The sequence below is a fragment of the Bacillus sp. EU63 genome (assembly GCF_038592915.1).
Classification (GTDB): Bacteria; Bacillota; Bacilli; order Bacillales; family Bacillaceae; genus Bacillus; species Bacillus velezensis.
Map to the genome: position 1 here is coordinate 657702 of NZ_CP151944.1, position 15094 is coordinate 672795.

The following is a 15094-nucleotide window of genomic DNA, read 5'->3' on the forward strand; positions in this document are numbered from 1 at the left end:
GCAGGGAGCCGACATATGAAAAGATGGAAAACCGTTTGTATGCTTTGTTTTGCGTTTTTGCTGCTTGCCGCCTGCCGGCAGAACAATGCCGATCAGGTGCAGCCGAAAGAAGCGGAAGCTCCTTTAACGGGGCTGAAAACTGAGCAGAAGCTTGCAGAACGCCGTCCGATTGCAGTCGCAGTGAACAATCATCCGAAGGCGAGGCCCCAATCCGGGCTGTCAAAGGCGGATGTTGTCATCGAGGCGCTTGCGGAGGGCCGGATTACGCGGTTTCTTGCGATTTTTCAAAGTGAGATGCCGGAAACGGTCGGGCCTGTGCGGAGCGCGAGGGAATATTTTGTCACGCTCAGCAGCGGGTTTAACAGCATATTTGTCCATCATGGCTGGAGTCCCGGCGCAAAAAAGCAGCTGGAGTCCGGAGCTTACGATTATATAAACGGTTTGGATTTTGACGGAAGCCTGTTTTGGAGAGCCGATTTCAGCAAGCCGCCCCACAATTCCTACACGTCGTATGACAATATCAGGAAGGCGGCGGAACAAAAAGGATACAAGCTGAACGGAAAAACAGAACCGCTCCCATTTCAGACATCAGATGCAAAACCCGGAAACGAAACCTACAATATTCGGATAGATTATGGAACACAAAACATTACAAATCTTGTCGAATACGATTATGATAAAAAAGCTGATGCTTATACAAGAAGCTCTGATGGTGTGAAAGCGACAGACCGGGAGACCGGAAAGCCTTTAGCCATGCACAACATTTTTATTGTTGAAGCCGGCCATCGCATGACAGACAAAGATGGAAGGCGGGCCATCGATATTCAGTCAGGGGGGAAGGGCCTCCTGCTTCAGCACGGCGATGTTATGGAGTCAGACTGGGAATATAAAGACGGCCGTATTCTGCCCGTAAAAGGCGGTGAGATTCTTCCGTTTGTGCCAGGAAAGACATGGATTAATATCGTGCCTGATCTCGATGCAGCTTCCATTAGTAAAGGAGAAGGTGTTTGACGATGCAAATCGATAAATTACGCGGAAAAGAACTGGACCAGTTATTTTTATCTATTTTATCGCTGAAAGATCTGGAGGAATGCTATCGTTTCTTTGACGATCTTTGTACGATTAATGAAATCCAATCGCTGGCGCAGCGTTTGGAAGTGGCAAGAATGCTCCGCGAAGGAAATACGTATCACAAAATTGAAAGCGAAACGGGTGCTTCCACAGCGACGATTTCCCGGGTGAAGCGCTGCTTAAATTACGGAAACGACGCCTATGAAATGGCGCTTGACCGCGTAAACAAAGGAGAATCCTCCTCAGCTACGTAAAAAACCGCTCTGCCGATGACGGCAGGCGGTTTTTTTATGCGTGCTGATTCAAAAGGCCGGGAAGTTCCCTCAGGCTTCCGTCTTCCTCCCGGTATACGATGTGTTCAGCTGAGAAATGAACCGGCGAGCTGATGCCCGCCGCCGCGGCAAGGTGAAACAGCCCTTCACGCAACGAGAGCACGTAGTTGCAGACGCGGTGCTGTTTATCCTCGATACTGAGCGCGCGCTGAAGTTTTGGATCGGTTGTCGCCACTCCGACAGGACAATGATTGGTGTGGCATACTTGAGCGCGGATACAGCCGACTGAAAACATCATTCCCCGGGCAATATTGACAAAATCCGCGCCTAACGCGAGGGCAACGGCAATCTTATCCGGAGTGAGCAGCTTTCCGGATGCGAAAATTTTCAGCTTATCTCTTATCCCGTATGTCTTCAAAAGGCCGTCAACAAGGGGAAGGCCGGTCAGAATCGGCAGGCCGACGGAATCCGCCAGCTCATGGAAAGAAGCTCCCGTTCCCCCTTCACTGCCGTCAATCGTAATAAAGTCGGGAAGTTTGCCTGATGAGCTCATACAGGAAATAAGGTCTTCAAGGTCTTTGCGGCTTCCCGGGACAATTTTGATGCCGACCGGTTTTTCGCCGACAGTCCTTAATTTCTCAATGAAATCAAGCATGTCCGGAACATTTGAGAACTCGTTGAAGCGGTTTGGGCTGTCAATGGATTGTCCGGGCTGCACATTTCTGATGGCGGCAATTTCTTCGGTCACCTTTGAACCGTCAATATGCCCGCCTCTTGCTTTCGCCCCTTGCGCAAGCTTTAATTCAAAGGCTTTAATCTGCTCGAGGCGGCTTTTTTTCTTAAATTCTTCCCATGAAAATTCTCCATCTTCAGTGCGCACGCCGAACAGCCCGGGACCGATTTGGCAGATAATATCCGCGCCGCCTTTCAGGTGATACTCAGACAGGCCGCCTTCGCCTGTATTCATCCATGTGCCGCCGGCCTGGTGCAGCCCTTTTGACAGGGCGGTAATTGCCCGGTCGCCAAGTGAGCCGTAGCTCATCGCTGATTGTCCGATTAACCCTTTCACATAAAACGGCTTCTTGCATGTATCGCGGCCGATCACTTGCACATCGTCCGGATGCAGGTAATAAGGGTCCGCCTTTGCTTTTTCGCGGTGTTCGCTGCGTTTCAGCAGGTTGTCTTTGTCAATTTTGTATATCATCGTGTCGATCTTCGGCGTCTGATCTGCGCGCAGCTCCTCCCTTTGTTTCGGGAAGAGGGCGTTACGGATATAATAGCCCGGCTGATCGAAATCCCGTTCTGAGCCGAAGCCCATCATTCTGCTTTTATACTTTCCCGACATGACCGTCTGTTCATATTCTCTCCGGGAAAACGGCTGTTCTTCGTTATCATTGCTGAATAAATACTGCCGCAGCTCAGGTCCGATTTTTTCAAATATATAGCGCAGTTTTCCCGCTACGGGATAATTGCGCAGCACTGAATGTTCTTCCTGCTTTTCGTCTCTTATGTATATCCAGAGAAACAATGCGGCGGGAACTAAAATAATAAAGATCAATATACAAATCAGTACGATAATGGCTTGTTCCATTGAGATCAGACTCCTTGTCTTTTTTCTCTTTGACATTCCACATATTGTCTGTTTTCAAACATAGCCGTTTCCCGTCCGGCGGAGCGCAATCTTTTTTTGTGAATCAGGTGAATGACGTCTTTTTCCGTTTTTCCGGGCCAAACGAATTTGTTATAATGTTTAAATGGCAAGAAACGAATGGAGGAACGAAAACGCATGTACGATGTTAACGAGTGGAAGCATGTTTTTAAACTCGATCCGAATAAAGATTTACCGGATGAACAGCTGGAACGGCTTTGTGAATCAGGGACTGACGCCATTGTGATCGGAGGAAGCGACAATATCACCGAGGACAATGTGCTGAGACTGATGTCAAAGGTGCGGCGGTTTTTAGTGCCGTGCGTACTTGAGGTGTCGACGATTGATTCCATTGTGCCCGGGTTTGATCTTTATTTCATTCCGAGTGTGCTCAACAGCAAAAAGGCGGACTGGATTGTCGGCATGCATCATCAGGCGATGAAAGAATACGGAGAGCTCATGTCAATGGAGGAAATCGTTACGGAGGGCTACTGCATCGTCAACCCTGATTGTAAGGCGGCCGCTTTGACGGAGGCGGATACACATATAGAAACAGAAGATATTCTCGCCTATGCGCGGGTCGCGGAACATTTGCTTCATCTCCCGATTTTTTATCTGGAATACAGCGGGATGCTGGCGGACATAGAAACGGTGGAGAAAACGAAGGCTGTGCTGGACAAGTCCGTCCTGTTTTACGGAGGCGGCATTAAAGACGCGGAAACGGCGGAACGGTTCGGCCGTCATGCCGATGTCATCGTTGTCGGAAATGCCGTATATGAAGATTTTGATCAGGCGCTTAAAACGGTGGCGGCTGTAAAGACAAAGTAGCCAAGCGGACGAAATTGATTTATGATAGAACATATGTTTGATAGGCGGTGAACGGATATGAATTACATTAGCAATCAATTATTAAGCGGATTAAATCCCGTTCAGCAGGAAGCGGTCAAGACGACGGACGGTCCGCTGCTTCTGATGGCGGGCGCGGGAAGCGGAAAAACACGTGTGCTGACGCACAGAATCGCATACTTAATGGCGGAAAAACACGTGGCGCCATGGAACATTCTGGCGATTACATTTACAAATAAAGCAGCCAGAGAAATGAAGGAGCGGGTTGAGAGCATTCTCGGACCCGGCGCGGATGAAATCTGGATTTCCACCTTCCACAGCATGTGCGTGCGGATTCTGCGCAGGGATATTGACAGAATCGGCATCAACCGAAATTTCTCCATTCTTGATACGGCTGATCAGCTTTCCGTTATTAAAGGGATTCTGAAAGAGCGGAATATCGATCCGAAAAAGTTTGATCCGAGAAGTATTTTAGGCTCCATCAGCAGCGCAAAAAACGAGCTGATCGAACCTGAGGAATTCGCAAAAACGGCCGGCGGCTACTACGATCAGGTCACGAGTGACGTGTATACCGATTATCAGAAAAAACTGCTGAAAAACCAATCGCTCGATTTTGATGATTTAATCATGACGACGATTAAGCTTTTCGAGCGTGTGCCGGAAGTGCTTGAGTTTTATCAGCGTAAATTCCAATACATTCACGTAGACGAGTATCAGGATACGAACAGGGCGCAATACCTGCTTGTGAAGCAGCTTGCGGCCCGTCTTGAAAATATCTGCGTCGTCGGTGACTCCGACCAGTCCATTTACAGATGGCGCGGGGCGGATATCGCGAATATCCTTTCCTTTGAAAAAGATTATCCGAGCGCAAACGTGATTCTGCTCGAGCAAAACTACCGCTCAACAAAGCGGATTCTGCAAGCGGCTAACGAAGTGATCAAAAACAACTCAAACCGCAAGCCGAAAAACCTGTGGACGGAAAATGACGAAGGCATCAAGCTTTCTTATTACAGCGGCGACAATGAATTCGGCGAAGGCCAATTCGTCGCGGGCAAAATTTATGAGCTGCACAGCTCGGGGCGGCGGAAGCTTTCCGATATCGCGATTTTATACCGGACAAACGCCCAGTCGCGCGTCATTGAGGAAACCCTTTTAAAATCCGGACTGAACTACAATATCGTCGGCGGAACCAAGTTCTACGACAGGAAAGAAATTAAAGACATTCTCGCATACCTGCGCCTTGTGTCAAACCCGGACGACGACATCAGTTTTACGCGGATCGTCAATGTGCCGAAGCGGGGCGTCGGCGCAACTTCGCTAGAAAAAATCGCTTCATATGCGGCGATGAACGGAATGTCAATGTTCCAGGCGATCAAACAGGTTGATTTCATCGGCGTCAGCGCGAAAGCGGCAAACGCGCTTGACGGTTTTGGCGTAATGATTGAAAATCTGACGAACATGCAGGATTACCTGTCCATTACGGAACTCACGGAAGAAATTCTCGAGAAAACGGAATACAGAGAAATGCTGAAGGCCGAAAAATCAATCGAAGCCCAAAGCCGCCTTGAAAATATCGACGAGTTTCTTTCCGTGACGAAAAACTTCGAACAAAAAAGCGAAGACAAGTCTCTCGTCGCGTTTCTGACTGATTTGGCGCTGATTGCGGATATTGACCAGCTCGACGAGAAGGAAGAGGAATCAGGCGGAAAGGATGCCGTCACTTTAATGACACTGCACGCCGCTAAGGGGCTTGAATTTCCTGTCGTGTTCTTAATGGGCATGGAAGAAGGCGTGTTCCCGCACAGCCGCTCCCTGATGGAAGAAGCCGAGATGGAAGAAGAACGCAGGCTCGCATATGTAGGCATTACGAGGGCGGAAGAAGAACTGTATTTAACGAATGCCAAAATGCGCACCTTATTCGGCCGCACCAATATGAATCCGGAATCCCGCTTTATTAGGGAAATACCTGGCGATTTATTGGAGAACCTAAATGAGAAGAAAACACCTCGCATGCAGCCGGGAAGAAAAGTGCAGCCAAAACGCGGGCCCGTATCCCGTCCCGTTTCCTATGCGAACAAAACAGGCGGCGACTCGCTCAGCTGGGCGGTCGGCGATAAAGCGGGCCATAAAAAATGGGGCACCGGAACGGTTGTCAGCGTAAAAGGAGAAGGCGAAAGCACCGAGCTTGATATCGCATTCCCGAGCCCAGTCGGCGTGAAGCGTCTGCTTGCCGCTTTTGCGCCGATTGAAAAGCAGTAACCTGAAGAGGAAAGGAAGAACATGATGGACAAAGAAACAGCGAAACACCGGGCAGAAGAATTGCGCCGCACCATCGATCAGTACAGTTATGAATATTACACCTTAGATGAACCGAGCGTGCCGGATTCCGAGTACGACAGACTGATGCAGGAGCTGATTGCCATAGAGGAAGAGCACCCGGAACTCAGAACGCCTGATTCGCCCACACAGCGGGTCGGGGGAGCGGTGCTTGAATCGTTTCAAAAGGTGCAGCACGGCACGCCGATGCTCAGTCTCGGCAACGCATTTAACGATGATGATCTCCGCGATTTTGACCGCCGCGTCCGTCAGGCTGTCGGTGCCGGCGTCGCTTATAATGTGGAGCTGAAAATAGACGGTCTTGCTGTTTCTCTCCGTTATGAAGACGGCTATTTCGTCAGAGGCGCGACAAGAGGAGACGGAACGACGGGCGAAGATATCACGGAAAACTTAAAAACGATCCGCAACATTCCGCTGAAAATGAAACGGAATCTTTCCATAGAAGTGCGCGGAGAGGCGTACATGCCGAAACAGTCATTTGAAGCCCTCAATGAAGAAAGGCTGAAACATGAAGAGGAGCCGTTCGCCAATCCCCGGAACGCGGCTGCGGGCTCACTCAGACAGCTCGATCCGAAAATTGCAGCGAAACGAAATCTTGACATCTTCGTCTACAGTATAGCGGAGCTTGACGAAATGGGTGTGGAAACACAGAGTCAGGGCCTGGATTTTCTGGATGAGCTCGGTTTTAAAACAAACCAGGAACGGAAAAAATGCGCCACGATAGATGAAGTCATTGAAATGATCGAAGAGCTGCAGGCGAAGCGGGCCGATCTCCCGTATGAAATTGACGGGATCGTCATCAAAGTCGATTCGCTCGATCAACAGGAAGAACTCGGGTATACGGCAAAAAGCCCGCGCTGGGCGATTGCTTATAAATTCCCGGCGGAAGAGGTCGTGACAAAACTGCTCGATATCGAACTGAATGTCGGAAGAACGGGCGTCATTACGCCGACCGCCGTTCTGGAACCGGTAAAAGTCGCGGGAACGACGGTCTCAAGAGCATCCCTTCATAACGAAGATTTAATTAAAGAGAAGGATATCCGCATTCTCGATAAAGTGGTCGTCAAAAAAGCGGGCGACATCATCCCTGAGGTCGTCAATGTCTTAATCGAACAGCGGACCGGGGAAGAAAAAGAATTCAATATGCCTACCAGCTGCCCTGAGTGCGAGAGCGAACTTGTCCGCATTGAAGGGGAAGTCGCGCTGCGCTGCATCAATCCGGAATGTCCGGCGCAGATCAGAGAAGGCCTGATTCACTTTGTCTCACGCAACGCGATGAATATTGACGGACTCGGAGAACGTGTCATCACACAGCTTTTCCGTGAACATCTCGTCCGTAATGTCGCTGATTTGTATAAGCTGACGAAAGAGCAGGTCATCCGGCTTGAGCGGATGGGGGAAAAATCAACTGACAATCTGATCAGCTCCATCCAAAAGTCGAAAGAGAATTCGCTGGAACGCCTGCTGTTCGGTCTCGGCATCCGTTTTATCGGCTCAAAAGCGGCAAAAACACTCGCCATGCATTTTGAAAGCCTGGAAAATTTGAAACAAGCCACGGAAGAAGAGCTGCTTGCGGTAGATGAAATCGGCGAAAAGATGGCCGATGCCGTTATTACCTATTTCCGCAAAGAAGAAATGCTTGAGCTATTGAATGAACTTGAGGAACTCGGTGTGAACACACTCTACAAAGGCCCGAAAAAAGTAAAAGCGGAGGACAGCGACTCTTATTTTGCCGGCAAAACCATCGTGTTAACCGGAAAGCTTGAAGAGCTGTCCAGAAATGAAGCCAAGGCGCAGATTGAAGCGCTCGGCGGAAAGCTGACGGGATCTGTCAGCAAAAAAACAGACTTGCTGATTGCCGGAGAAGCGGCCGGAAGCAAGCTGACAAAAGCGCAGGAATTAAACATTGAAGTATGGAATGAAGCACAGCTATTGGGAGAGCTAAAGAAATAAGAGGAGTGTTTTCTATTGAAAAAGATGTTGGCATTGGCGGCGACGGCAACGGCGGCAGTACTCATGCTGTCGGCCTGTTCGCCGAGTTTCGGGGGGAACAAAGAGGAAGAGATCACGCAGAAAACGGCAAAGTCTTCTGAAAAAGCGATCATACCGAAATATAATATCTCTGATTCCTACTATAAAATGGTGCTTCCGTTTAAGGCCGGAAAAGCGCGCGGCCTGACCGCGGACCGGCTGAACACGAGGCTGGACATCGATGAATTCGAGACGGGTCTGATGCGGCTCGCTCAAGACACGTTCCCGACGGATGACTATTTGTATCAGGAAGGCCAGTATTTAGATGAGGACACGGTACTCAGCTGGCTTGACCGCAAAAAAGAGGGCAGTGATCTGAAAAAGGCGAAAAAGGCAGACGCCAATTTTCAGAATCTCGGCTTAAACCCGGTGCTGCCAAGCTCGGGATCGACAAAAGAGAAAAATGAAAACAGCCCGATTTACTTAGCGTCTATGCTTGAACAGGATTACTTAGTAAGAAAAGATAAAAATTCCATCCAGCTTGGCGGTGTCATGATCGGTCTCGCTCTCAACTCTGTTTACTATTACCGCGAAAACACAGGTGATCCGCAGCAGGAAGTGGAGCTCAGCGACAAAACGATCCGCAGCCACGGTGAAGAAATCGCCCAGGAAGTCGTTAACCGCCTTCGGAAAATGGATAACCTGAAAAATGTGCCGATTACCGTCGCCCTTTATAAACAAGCGCCGAAAACATCAATCGTGCCGGGGAATTACATTGCGAAAACAGAAGTCAAGGCCGGCTCATCCACCATTTCAAACTGGGATGATGTCAAAGAAAAGTACGTCTTCTATCCGGCGGATACAGACACGGCAAAGAAATACCCTGATGATTCCGAAGTGTTTAAACGCTTCAAAAACGCCATCGACAGCTACTTCCCGAATTACACCGGAGTCGTCGGAACGGCAATGTACGAAAACGATGAAATGAGAAAAATGAAGATTGAAATCCCGATGCAATTTTACGGGAAAAGCGAAGTTATCGCCTTTACCCAATACTTAACAGGTGAGCTGATGGATTATTATTCAAAAAGCTCAGTTGATGTCGAAATTAACATTACCTCGTCTGACGGACAGGAAGCGCTGATCGTCCGCAATGCGGGTGACAAAGAACCGACCGTCCATATTTACGATTAACCAAGATGCCCTTGTTCATTTCTGTATGAGCAAGGGTTTTTTATTGTGAATATCGTTGGAGCTAGGAATGAGGTATGTTAAGATATTTGTATAATTAGGAATTAACAGGAAAACACATTTCATTTCTAAGCGGATGTTACGAATCTGCTGTGAAAAAAGAAGGGCAGGAATGTTGATGAATGACATTTGCTGAGTACACACACCGCCTACAAACGTTATGAAAAGGGTGAATCAGCATGCATAAAGATATTAAAGCGATTTTTGAGGAAGAGAAGGTGCTCGCTGAAGCAGGTGAAATATACGGCTTTACCAAGTTTCAATTTATCGCGGACGCAGAGAACTACGTATACGAAATTGTGAAAGATAACGAACCTTATATCTTAAAAATTACGCATACGATCAGAAGAACACCGGAATATATTCTCGGAGAAATGGAATGGCTTCATCATCTGGCAAAGGGCGGGCTTTCAGCAGCGAAACCGATTCCTTCATTAAATGGCAAAGATGTCGAAGAAGTGCCGGATGGAAAAGGCGGAGCATTTTTAGTAAGAGTCTATGAAAAAGCGCCCGGACGCAAAGTGGAGGAATCAGACTGGAACGGAACTCTGTTTTACGAGCTTGGAAAATACACGGGGAACATGCACCGGCTGACGAAAAGCTACTGTCTGAGCGATCCGGCATATAAAAGGCAGGAATGGGATGAAGAGGAGCAGCTGAAGCTGAGAAAATACGTGCCCGCAGATCAGCATCTCGTATTTGAGCGGGCGGATGCTCTAATGGAAAAACTGCGCCGTTTGCCGAAGAATCCTGAAAACTACGGCCTTGTGCACGCCGATCTGCACCACGGCAATTTCAATTGGGACAACGATAAAATCACTGCATTTGATTTTGATGATACCGGCTACAATTGGTTTGTGAATGATATCAGTATTCTGCTGTACAACATGTTGTGGTATCCGGTCATCCCGTATGAAGACAAGGCCGCGTTTACGGGTGAATTCATGACACACTTTATGAAAGGCTACAGGGAAGAAAATGACCTTGACCCCGCCTGGCTTGAACACATCCCGGATTTTCTCCGGCTGCGCCATATGCTGATCTACGGATTATTGCATCAGGCGTTTGACCTCAATGCACTCGGGGACGAGGAACGTGAGATGCTGAAAACCTTCAGGCGCGATATCGAAAACGAAACCCCGATTACGGAGTATCACTTTTCTGCATTCGTATAAATAGAAAAACGCCGGCTGAGTCCAGCCCGGCGTTTTTTTATAGCGTATCACACTTCACTCCGACGACACCCTGAATTTCTTTAATATCATAATAGACGTCAGTGGTGTAGCGGTTTTTGTGAACACTGACTTTCACTTCCATAATCGGAAATTCTTTTTCGTGCAGATCATCAATCCGGACGGAGTGAATGCGGAGCTGTTTGCTTTTCATTTCCTTTAAAATCTCGGTCATTTTGTCTTTATCGGAAAGAGACATTCTCACGCGGATATCCTTTTCTTTCAAGCGGTTGGGACCGATTTTTCTGATCAGCCACGGAAGAAATTCGACACTGATCAGGATAAACAAGAGGCTTGCGAACGCCTCTTTATAAAAGCCGGCGCCTGTAGCCAGACCGAGCCCGGCCGCGCCCCAGATGATGGCCGATGTCGTCAGGCCGGATATGACGTCATTGCTTTTACGCAGGATCACGCCCGCGCCGATAAAACCGACGCCGGAAATGATTTGGGCGGGGAGGCGGAGCGGATCCATCATGATACGGTAATATTTTGGGAAATGATATGCCGCATTAATGCTGACGATCGTCAGCATACAGGAGCTGACGGCGATGACGATACAGGTTTTCAGGCCGAGCGGTTTGTTTTTCAGCTCGCGTTCAAGACCGATGATCATGCCGATCAGCGTGGCAATGCCCAGCTTTAATAAAATGTCTGGTTCGATAGGCCAGCTCAATTTGCACAGCACCTCCGCAATTTTTCTTATAATAAATTGATATGATTTTCTCACAGTATTTATAGCAGGACAAGTGCGGAAGAAAAAAGCCGTCAGGGATAAAATCTGACGGCTTTTTGTCTATTTCTTGTTTTTCAAAAGAGCTTCCATCCGGCTGAACAGCTGATAAGAAGCATCGGCCGGTTTTTTGGTCAGCAGGCTGACGGCAATACCGGCAATCAGACTGAGGAAGAACCCCGGAATGATTTCGTATATGCCGGTTGAAGCGGCAAGCCCTGTCGTGATCCAGATTAAAACGGCCGCGGCCCCGGTAATCATCGCCGCAAGCGCTCCCCATTCATTCATCCGTTTCCAGTACAGACTGAGCAAGAGCGCCGGGCCGATAGCCGAACCGAAGCCTGCCCACGCATATCCGACCAGATCAAGAATGGTGCTGTTCGGATTCATGGAAAGCAGGATGGCGATAACGGCCACGATCAATACCGACAGGCGTCCGGTCATGACCAATTCTTTATCGCTCGCTTCCCGTCTGAAAAAGGCGCGGTATAAATCTTCCGTAATGGCGCTTGCCGTTACGAGAAGCTGTGAGGAAATGGAACTCATGATCGCCGCTAAAATTGCGGACAGCAAGAAGCCCGTAATCAGCGGATGGAACAAGATTTTAGAAAAAATAATGAAAATCGTTTCGGGATCTTTTACGGAGACCCCGAAGTGATGAGAATACGCAACCCCGATAATCCCGGTAAGCAATGAACCGACAACTGAAATAACCATCCAGCTCATCCCGATTCTGCGGGCGGGTTTTAAATCTTTCACTTCTTTAATCGCCATAAATCGTACGATGATATGAGGCTGGCCGTAATAGCCGAGTCCCCATGCCAAATAAGAAATAATGCTAATGACGCTCGCGCCTTTAAAGATATCCAATAGTTTCGGGTTAACGGCGTTGATCGAATCAATCGTCGTTGAAACGCTCCCGAGCTGGGTAAAAGCAACGATCGGCACAAGCACTAATGCCGCAAACATGATCGCTCCCTGTACAAAGTCAGTCAGACTGACAGCGAGGAAACCGCCAAACAGCGTGTAAAGCACAACAACACCGGCCGTTAAAAACAAACCGAATTTGTAGTCGGCGCCGAATGCCGATTCAAATAACCTGCCTCCGGATACCATCCCGGACGATGTGTACAGCGTGAAAAAGATCATAATAATCACGGCGGAAACAATTTTCAGCAATGATGACGAGTGGCGGAACCGTTTATCGAAAAAATCGGGAATCGTAATCGCATCATCCGCAACTTCCGTGTAAGCGCGCAGCCTCGGAGCAAGCAGCAGATAATTTGAATACGCGCCGATCGTCAAACCGAGCGCCAGCCATAAGGTCGATAACCCCGTTGCGAACATTGCGCCGGGAACTCCCATCAGCATCCATGCGCTCATATCGGCCGCACCTGCGGACAGCGCCGTTACGAACGGGCCTAGTCCTCTTCCGCCCAGCATGTAATCATTAATATTCGTTGTCTTCCTGAATGCGTACCAGCCGATTAACAGCATGGCAGCAAAGTAAATGCCAAGAGATATAATTAATTCAATACTCACGTTTTTGGACCCTCTCTTCTTTCATGTAAATGTTGCATCACCTCTGTAGATTAGTAGTGCCGGAATATGCGCCGGCGATCCAGCCTTTAGTCATCATTCCATGCGGATCGCATGATTTAGTGCTGGCTATGGTTACTAAACCTAACAAAGTATCCCCGATCAATCAACTCTCGAAACCTGGCCCGCTCAAGGAAAAAATCCCCGCCAACATAGAACAGCTTAGAGATGAAAACGCTACCAATAAATTATAAAAGTAAAAATTTTCTGACATATAATTCGTTTCTCTTTCTCCCCGATTTAGGATAAAATAGAGAGGGTTTCATCATGCCTCAGAAGGCGGCGTTTTGTTGCTTTAGAGGGCTCGTTTTTGATATGATCAGTATTATATGACGAAACGGAGAATTATGCGGAGGTGGATCTTATGTCACGAATTTCTATAGAAGAAGTAAAGCATGTCGCTCATTTGGCGAGACTCGCCATTACGGATGAAGAAGCTGAAATGTTCACAGAACAGCTTGACAGCATCATCTCGTTTGCCGAGGAGCTTAATGAAGTGGACACGGATAACGTGGAACCGACAACACACGTGCTGAAAATGAAAAACGTAATGAGAGAAGATGAAGCGGGTAAAGGCCTTCCGGTCGAGGATGTCATGAAAAATGCTCCCGATCATAAAGACGGCTATGTCCGTGTGCCATCTATTCTGGATTAAAGGAGGGAGACAGTATGTCATTATTTGATCACAAAATCACAGAACTGAAACAAATGATACATAAAAAAGAAATCAAGATTTCCGATCTTGTTGATGAATCTTACAAACGGATCGCATCCGTGGATGATAAGGTGCAGGCGTTTTTACAGCTTGATGAAGAAAGAGCCCGCGCTTACGCGAAAGAACTTGACGAAGCGGTTGACGGACGGTCTGAACACGGTCTTCTCTTCGGAATGCCGATCGGCGTCAAAGACAACATCGTGACCAAAGGGCTTCGCACAACATGCTCAAGCAAAATCCTCGAAAACTTCGATCCGATTTACGATGCGACGGTCGTGGAGCGCCTTCAAGCCGCTGAAGCCGTCACGATCGGAAAGCTGAATATGGACGAGTTCGCGATGGGTTCTTCTACTGAAAACTCCGCGTACAAAGCGACGAAAAACCCTTGGAATCTCGATACGGTTCCCGGCGGATCAAGCGGCGGTTCCGCAGCTGCGGTTGCCGCGGGCGAAGTGCCGTTTTCACTCGGATCTGATACGGGCGGCTCCATCCGCCAGCCGGCTTCTTTCTGCGGCGTCGTCGGATTAAAGCCCACATACGGACGCGTGTCGCGTTACGGTTTGGTCGCTTTTGCGTCTTCACTGGACCAGATCGGGCCGATCACAAGAACCGTAGAAGATAACGCATTCCTGCTTCAGGCGATTTCAGGCCCGGACAAAATGGACTCTACGAGCGCCAATGTCGAAGTGCCGGATTTTCTTTCTTCATTAACTGGCGATATTAAAGGCTTAAAAATCGCCGTACCGCAAGAATATCTCGGAGAAGGCGTCGGCAAAGAAGCGAAAGAATCGGTTTTAGCCGCTTTAAAAGTGCTTGAAGACCTCGGAGCGACATGGGAAGAAGTATCTCTGCCGCACAGCAAATACGCGCTTGCGACGTATTATCTGCTGTCTTCTTCCGAAGCGTCTGCAAACCTTGCGCGCTTTGACGGCATCCGCTACGGCTACCGCTCAGACAATGCGGACAACCTGATCGACCTTTATAAACAGACACGCTCTGAAGGATTCGGTAATGAAGTGAAGCGCCGCATCATGCTCGGCACCTTCGCGCTCAGCTCCGGCTACTATGATGCATATTACAAAAAAGCGCAAAAAGTGCGCACGCTTATTAAGAAAGATTTTGAAGACGTATTTGAGAAATACGATGTCATCGTCGGACCGACAACGCCGACACCGGCATTCAAAATCGGCGAAAAAACCAGCGATCCGCTCACAATGTACGCCAACGATATTTTAACGATCCCTGTCAACCTCGCGGGTGTGCCGGGAATCAGCGTGCCGTGCGGATTTGCGGACGGGCTGCCGCTCGGATTGCAAATCATCGGAAAACACTTCGATGAAGGCACTGTATACCGCGTCGCTCATGCTTTTGAGCAGGCAACAGATCATCATAAAGCGAAACCTGAACTGTAAGGGGTGAAAT

The 15094-nt window shown here is 48.6% G+C and carries 12 protein-coding genes; 9 read left to right on the forward strand and 3 right to left on the reverse strand.

Annotation, left to right across the window (positions count from 1 at the left end; translation table 11 throughout):
* Positions 1-15: 15 nt before the first annotated feature.
* Positions 16-1011 carry a DUF3048 domain-containing protein gene (locus NYE38_RS03405; RefSeq protein ID WP_017419031.1) on the forward strand — a complete coding sequence of 332 codons (996 nt, stop codon included), beginning with the start codon at positions 16-18 and terminating at the stop codon, positions 1009-1011.
* A gap of 2 nt (positions 1012-1013) precedes the next feature.
* Positions 1014-1325 (forward strand): YerC/YecD family TrpR-related protein, encoded by a 312-nt coding sequence (locus tag NYE38_RS03410; RefSeq protein WP_003155745.1) that lies wholly within the window; start codon positions 1014-1016, stop codon positions 1323-1325.
* 34 nt (positions 1326-1359) lie between these two features.
* Here NYE38_RS03410 and NYE38_RS03415 read toward each other — a convergent pair whose 3' ends face one another.
* Positions 1360-2934 carry an FMN-binding glutamate synthase family protein gene (locus NYE38_RS03415; RefSeq protein WP_095273376.1) on the reverse strand — a complete coding sequence of 525 codons (1575 nt, stop codon included), beginning with the start codon at positions 2932-2934 and terminating at the stop codon, positions 1360-1362.
* A 195-nt stretch (positions 2935-3129) separates the two neighbouring features.
* On the opposite strand from NYE38_RS03415, the gene NYE38_RS03420 reads away from it, so the two are divergent.
* From NYE38_RS03420 to NYE38_RS03440, 5 genes are all read left to right on the forward strand, one after another.
* Entirely contained in the window at positions 3130-3819 is a 690-nt protein-coding gene (locus NYE38_RS03420) for a heptaprenylglyceryl phosphate synthase (protein ID WP_003155740.1), read from the forward strand.
* 57 nt (positions 3820-3876) lie between these two features.
* A complete protein-coding gene (gene pcrA, locus NYE38_RS03425; RefSeq protein ID WP_017419033.1) occupies positions 3877-6096 on the forward strand; it encodes a DNA helicase PcrA in 2220 nt (739 codons plus the stop codon).
* A 24-nt stretch (positions 6097-6120) separates the two neighbouring features.
* A complete protein-coding gene (gene ligA, locus NYE38_RS03430) occupies positions 6121-8127 on the forward strand; it encodes an NAD-dependent DNA ligase LigA (RefSeq protein ID WP_025649898.1) in 2007 nt (668 codons plus the stop codon).
* Between the two features lie 15 nt (positions 8128-8142).
* On the forward strand, positions 8143-9339 hold the full coding sequence (locus tag NYE38_RS03435) for a CamS family sex pheromone protein (protein ID WP_017419035.1): 1197 nt from the start codon (positions 8143-8145) through the stop codon (positions 9337-9339).
* A gap of 236 nt (positions 9340-9575) precedes the next feature.
* A complete protein-coding gene (locus tag NYE38_RS03440; RefSeq protein ID WP_104843148.1) occupies positions 9576-10571 on the forward strand; it encodes a phosphotransferase enzyme family protein in 996 nt (331 codons plus the stop codon).
* Between the two features lie 37 nt (positions 10572-10608).
* Here the strand turns inward: NYE38_RS03440 and NYE38_RS03445 are convergent, their stop codons facing one another.
* Positions 10609-11301 carry an MgtC/SapB family protein gene (locus NYE38_RS03445; RefSeq protein ID WP_014417117.1) on the reverse strand — a complete coding sequence of 231 codons (693 nt, stop codon included), beginning with the start codon at positions 11299-11301 and terminating at the stop codon, positions 10609-10611.
* Positions 11302-11421: 120 nt separating this feature from the next.
* The gene (gene putP / locus NYE38_RS03450) at positions 11422-12900 is read right to left on the reverse strand and encodes a sodium/proline symporter PutP (protein ID WP_021495172.1); all 1479 of its coding nucleotides are present in this window, start codon (positions 12898-12900) and stop codon (positions 11422-11424) included.
* Between the two features lie 421 nt (positions 12901-13321).
* On the opposite strand from putP, the gene gatC reads away from it, so the two are divergent.
* Entirely contained in the window at positions 13322-13612 is a 291-nt protein-coding gene (gene gatC, locus NYE38_RS03455; RefSeq protein ID WP_003155732.1) for an Asp-tRNA(Asn)/Glu-tRNA(Gln) amidotransferase subunit GatC, read from the forward strand.
* A gap of 14 nt (positions 13613-13626) precedes the next feature.
* Positions 13627-15084 (forward strand): Asp-tRNA(Asn)/Glu-tRNA(Gln) amidotransferase subunit GatA, encoded by a 1458-nt coding sequence (gene gatA / locus NYE38_RS03460; RefSeq protein ID WP_017419037.1) that lies wholly within the window; start codon positions 13627-13629, stop codon positions 15082-15084.
* The last annotated feature ends 10 nt before the right edge of the window (positions 15085-15094 follow it).

Bases quoted from the DNA above. Each gene is read 5' to 3' on its own strand.
- NYE38_RS03405 (WP_017419031.1), top strand. From the start codon at position 16: ATGAAAAGATGGAAAACCGTTTGTATGCTTTGTTTTGCGTTTTTGCTG.
- NYE38_RS03410 (WP_003155745.1), top strand. From the start codon at position 1,014: ATGCAAATCGATAAATTACGCGGAAAAGAACTGGACCAGTTATTTTTA.
- NYE38_RS03415 (WP_095273376.1), bottom strand. From the start codon at position 2,934: ATGGAACAAGCCATTATCGTACTGATTTGTATATTGATCTTTATTATT.
- NYE38_RS03420 (WP_003155740.1), top strand. From the start codon at position 3,130: ATGTACGATGTTAACGAGTGGAAGCATGTTTTTAAACTCGATCCGAAT.
- pcrA (WP_017419033.1), top strand. From the start codon at position 3,877: ATGAATTACATTAGCAATCAATTATTAAGCGGATTAAATCCCGTTCAG.
- ligA (WP_025649898.1), top strand. From the start codon at position 6,121: ATGGACAAAGAAACAGCGAAACACCGGGCAGAAGAATTGCGCCGCACC.
- NYE38_RS03440 (WP_104843148.1), top strand. From the start codon at position 9,576: ATGCATAAAGATATTAAAGCGATTTTTGAGGAAGAGAAGGTGCTCGCT.
- gatC (WP_003155732.1), top strand. From the start codon at position 13,322: ATGTCACGAATTTCTATAGAAGAAGTAAAGCATGTCGCTCATTTGGCG.
- gatA (WP_017419037.1), top strand. From the start codon at position 13,627: ATGTCATTATTTGATCACAAAATCACAGAACTGAAACAAATGATACAT.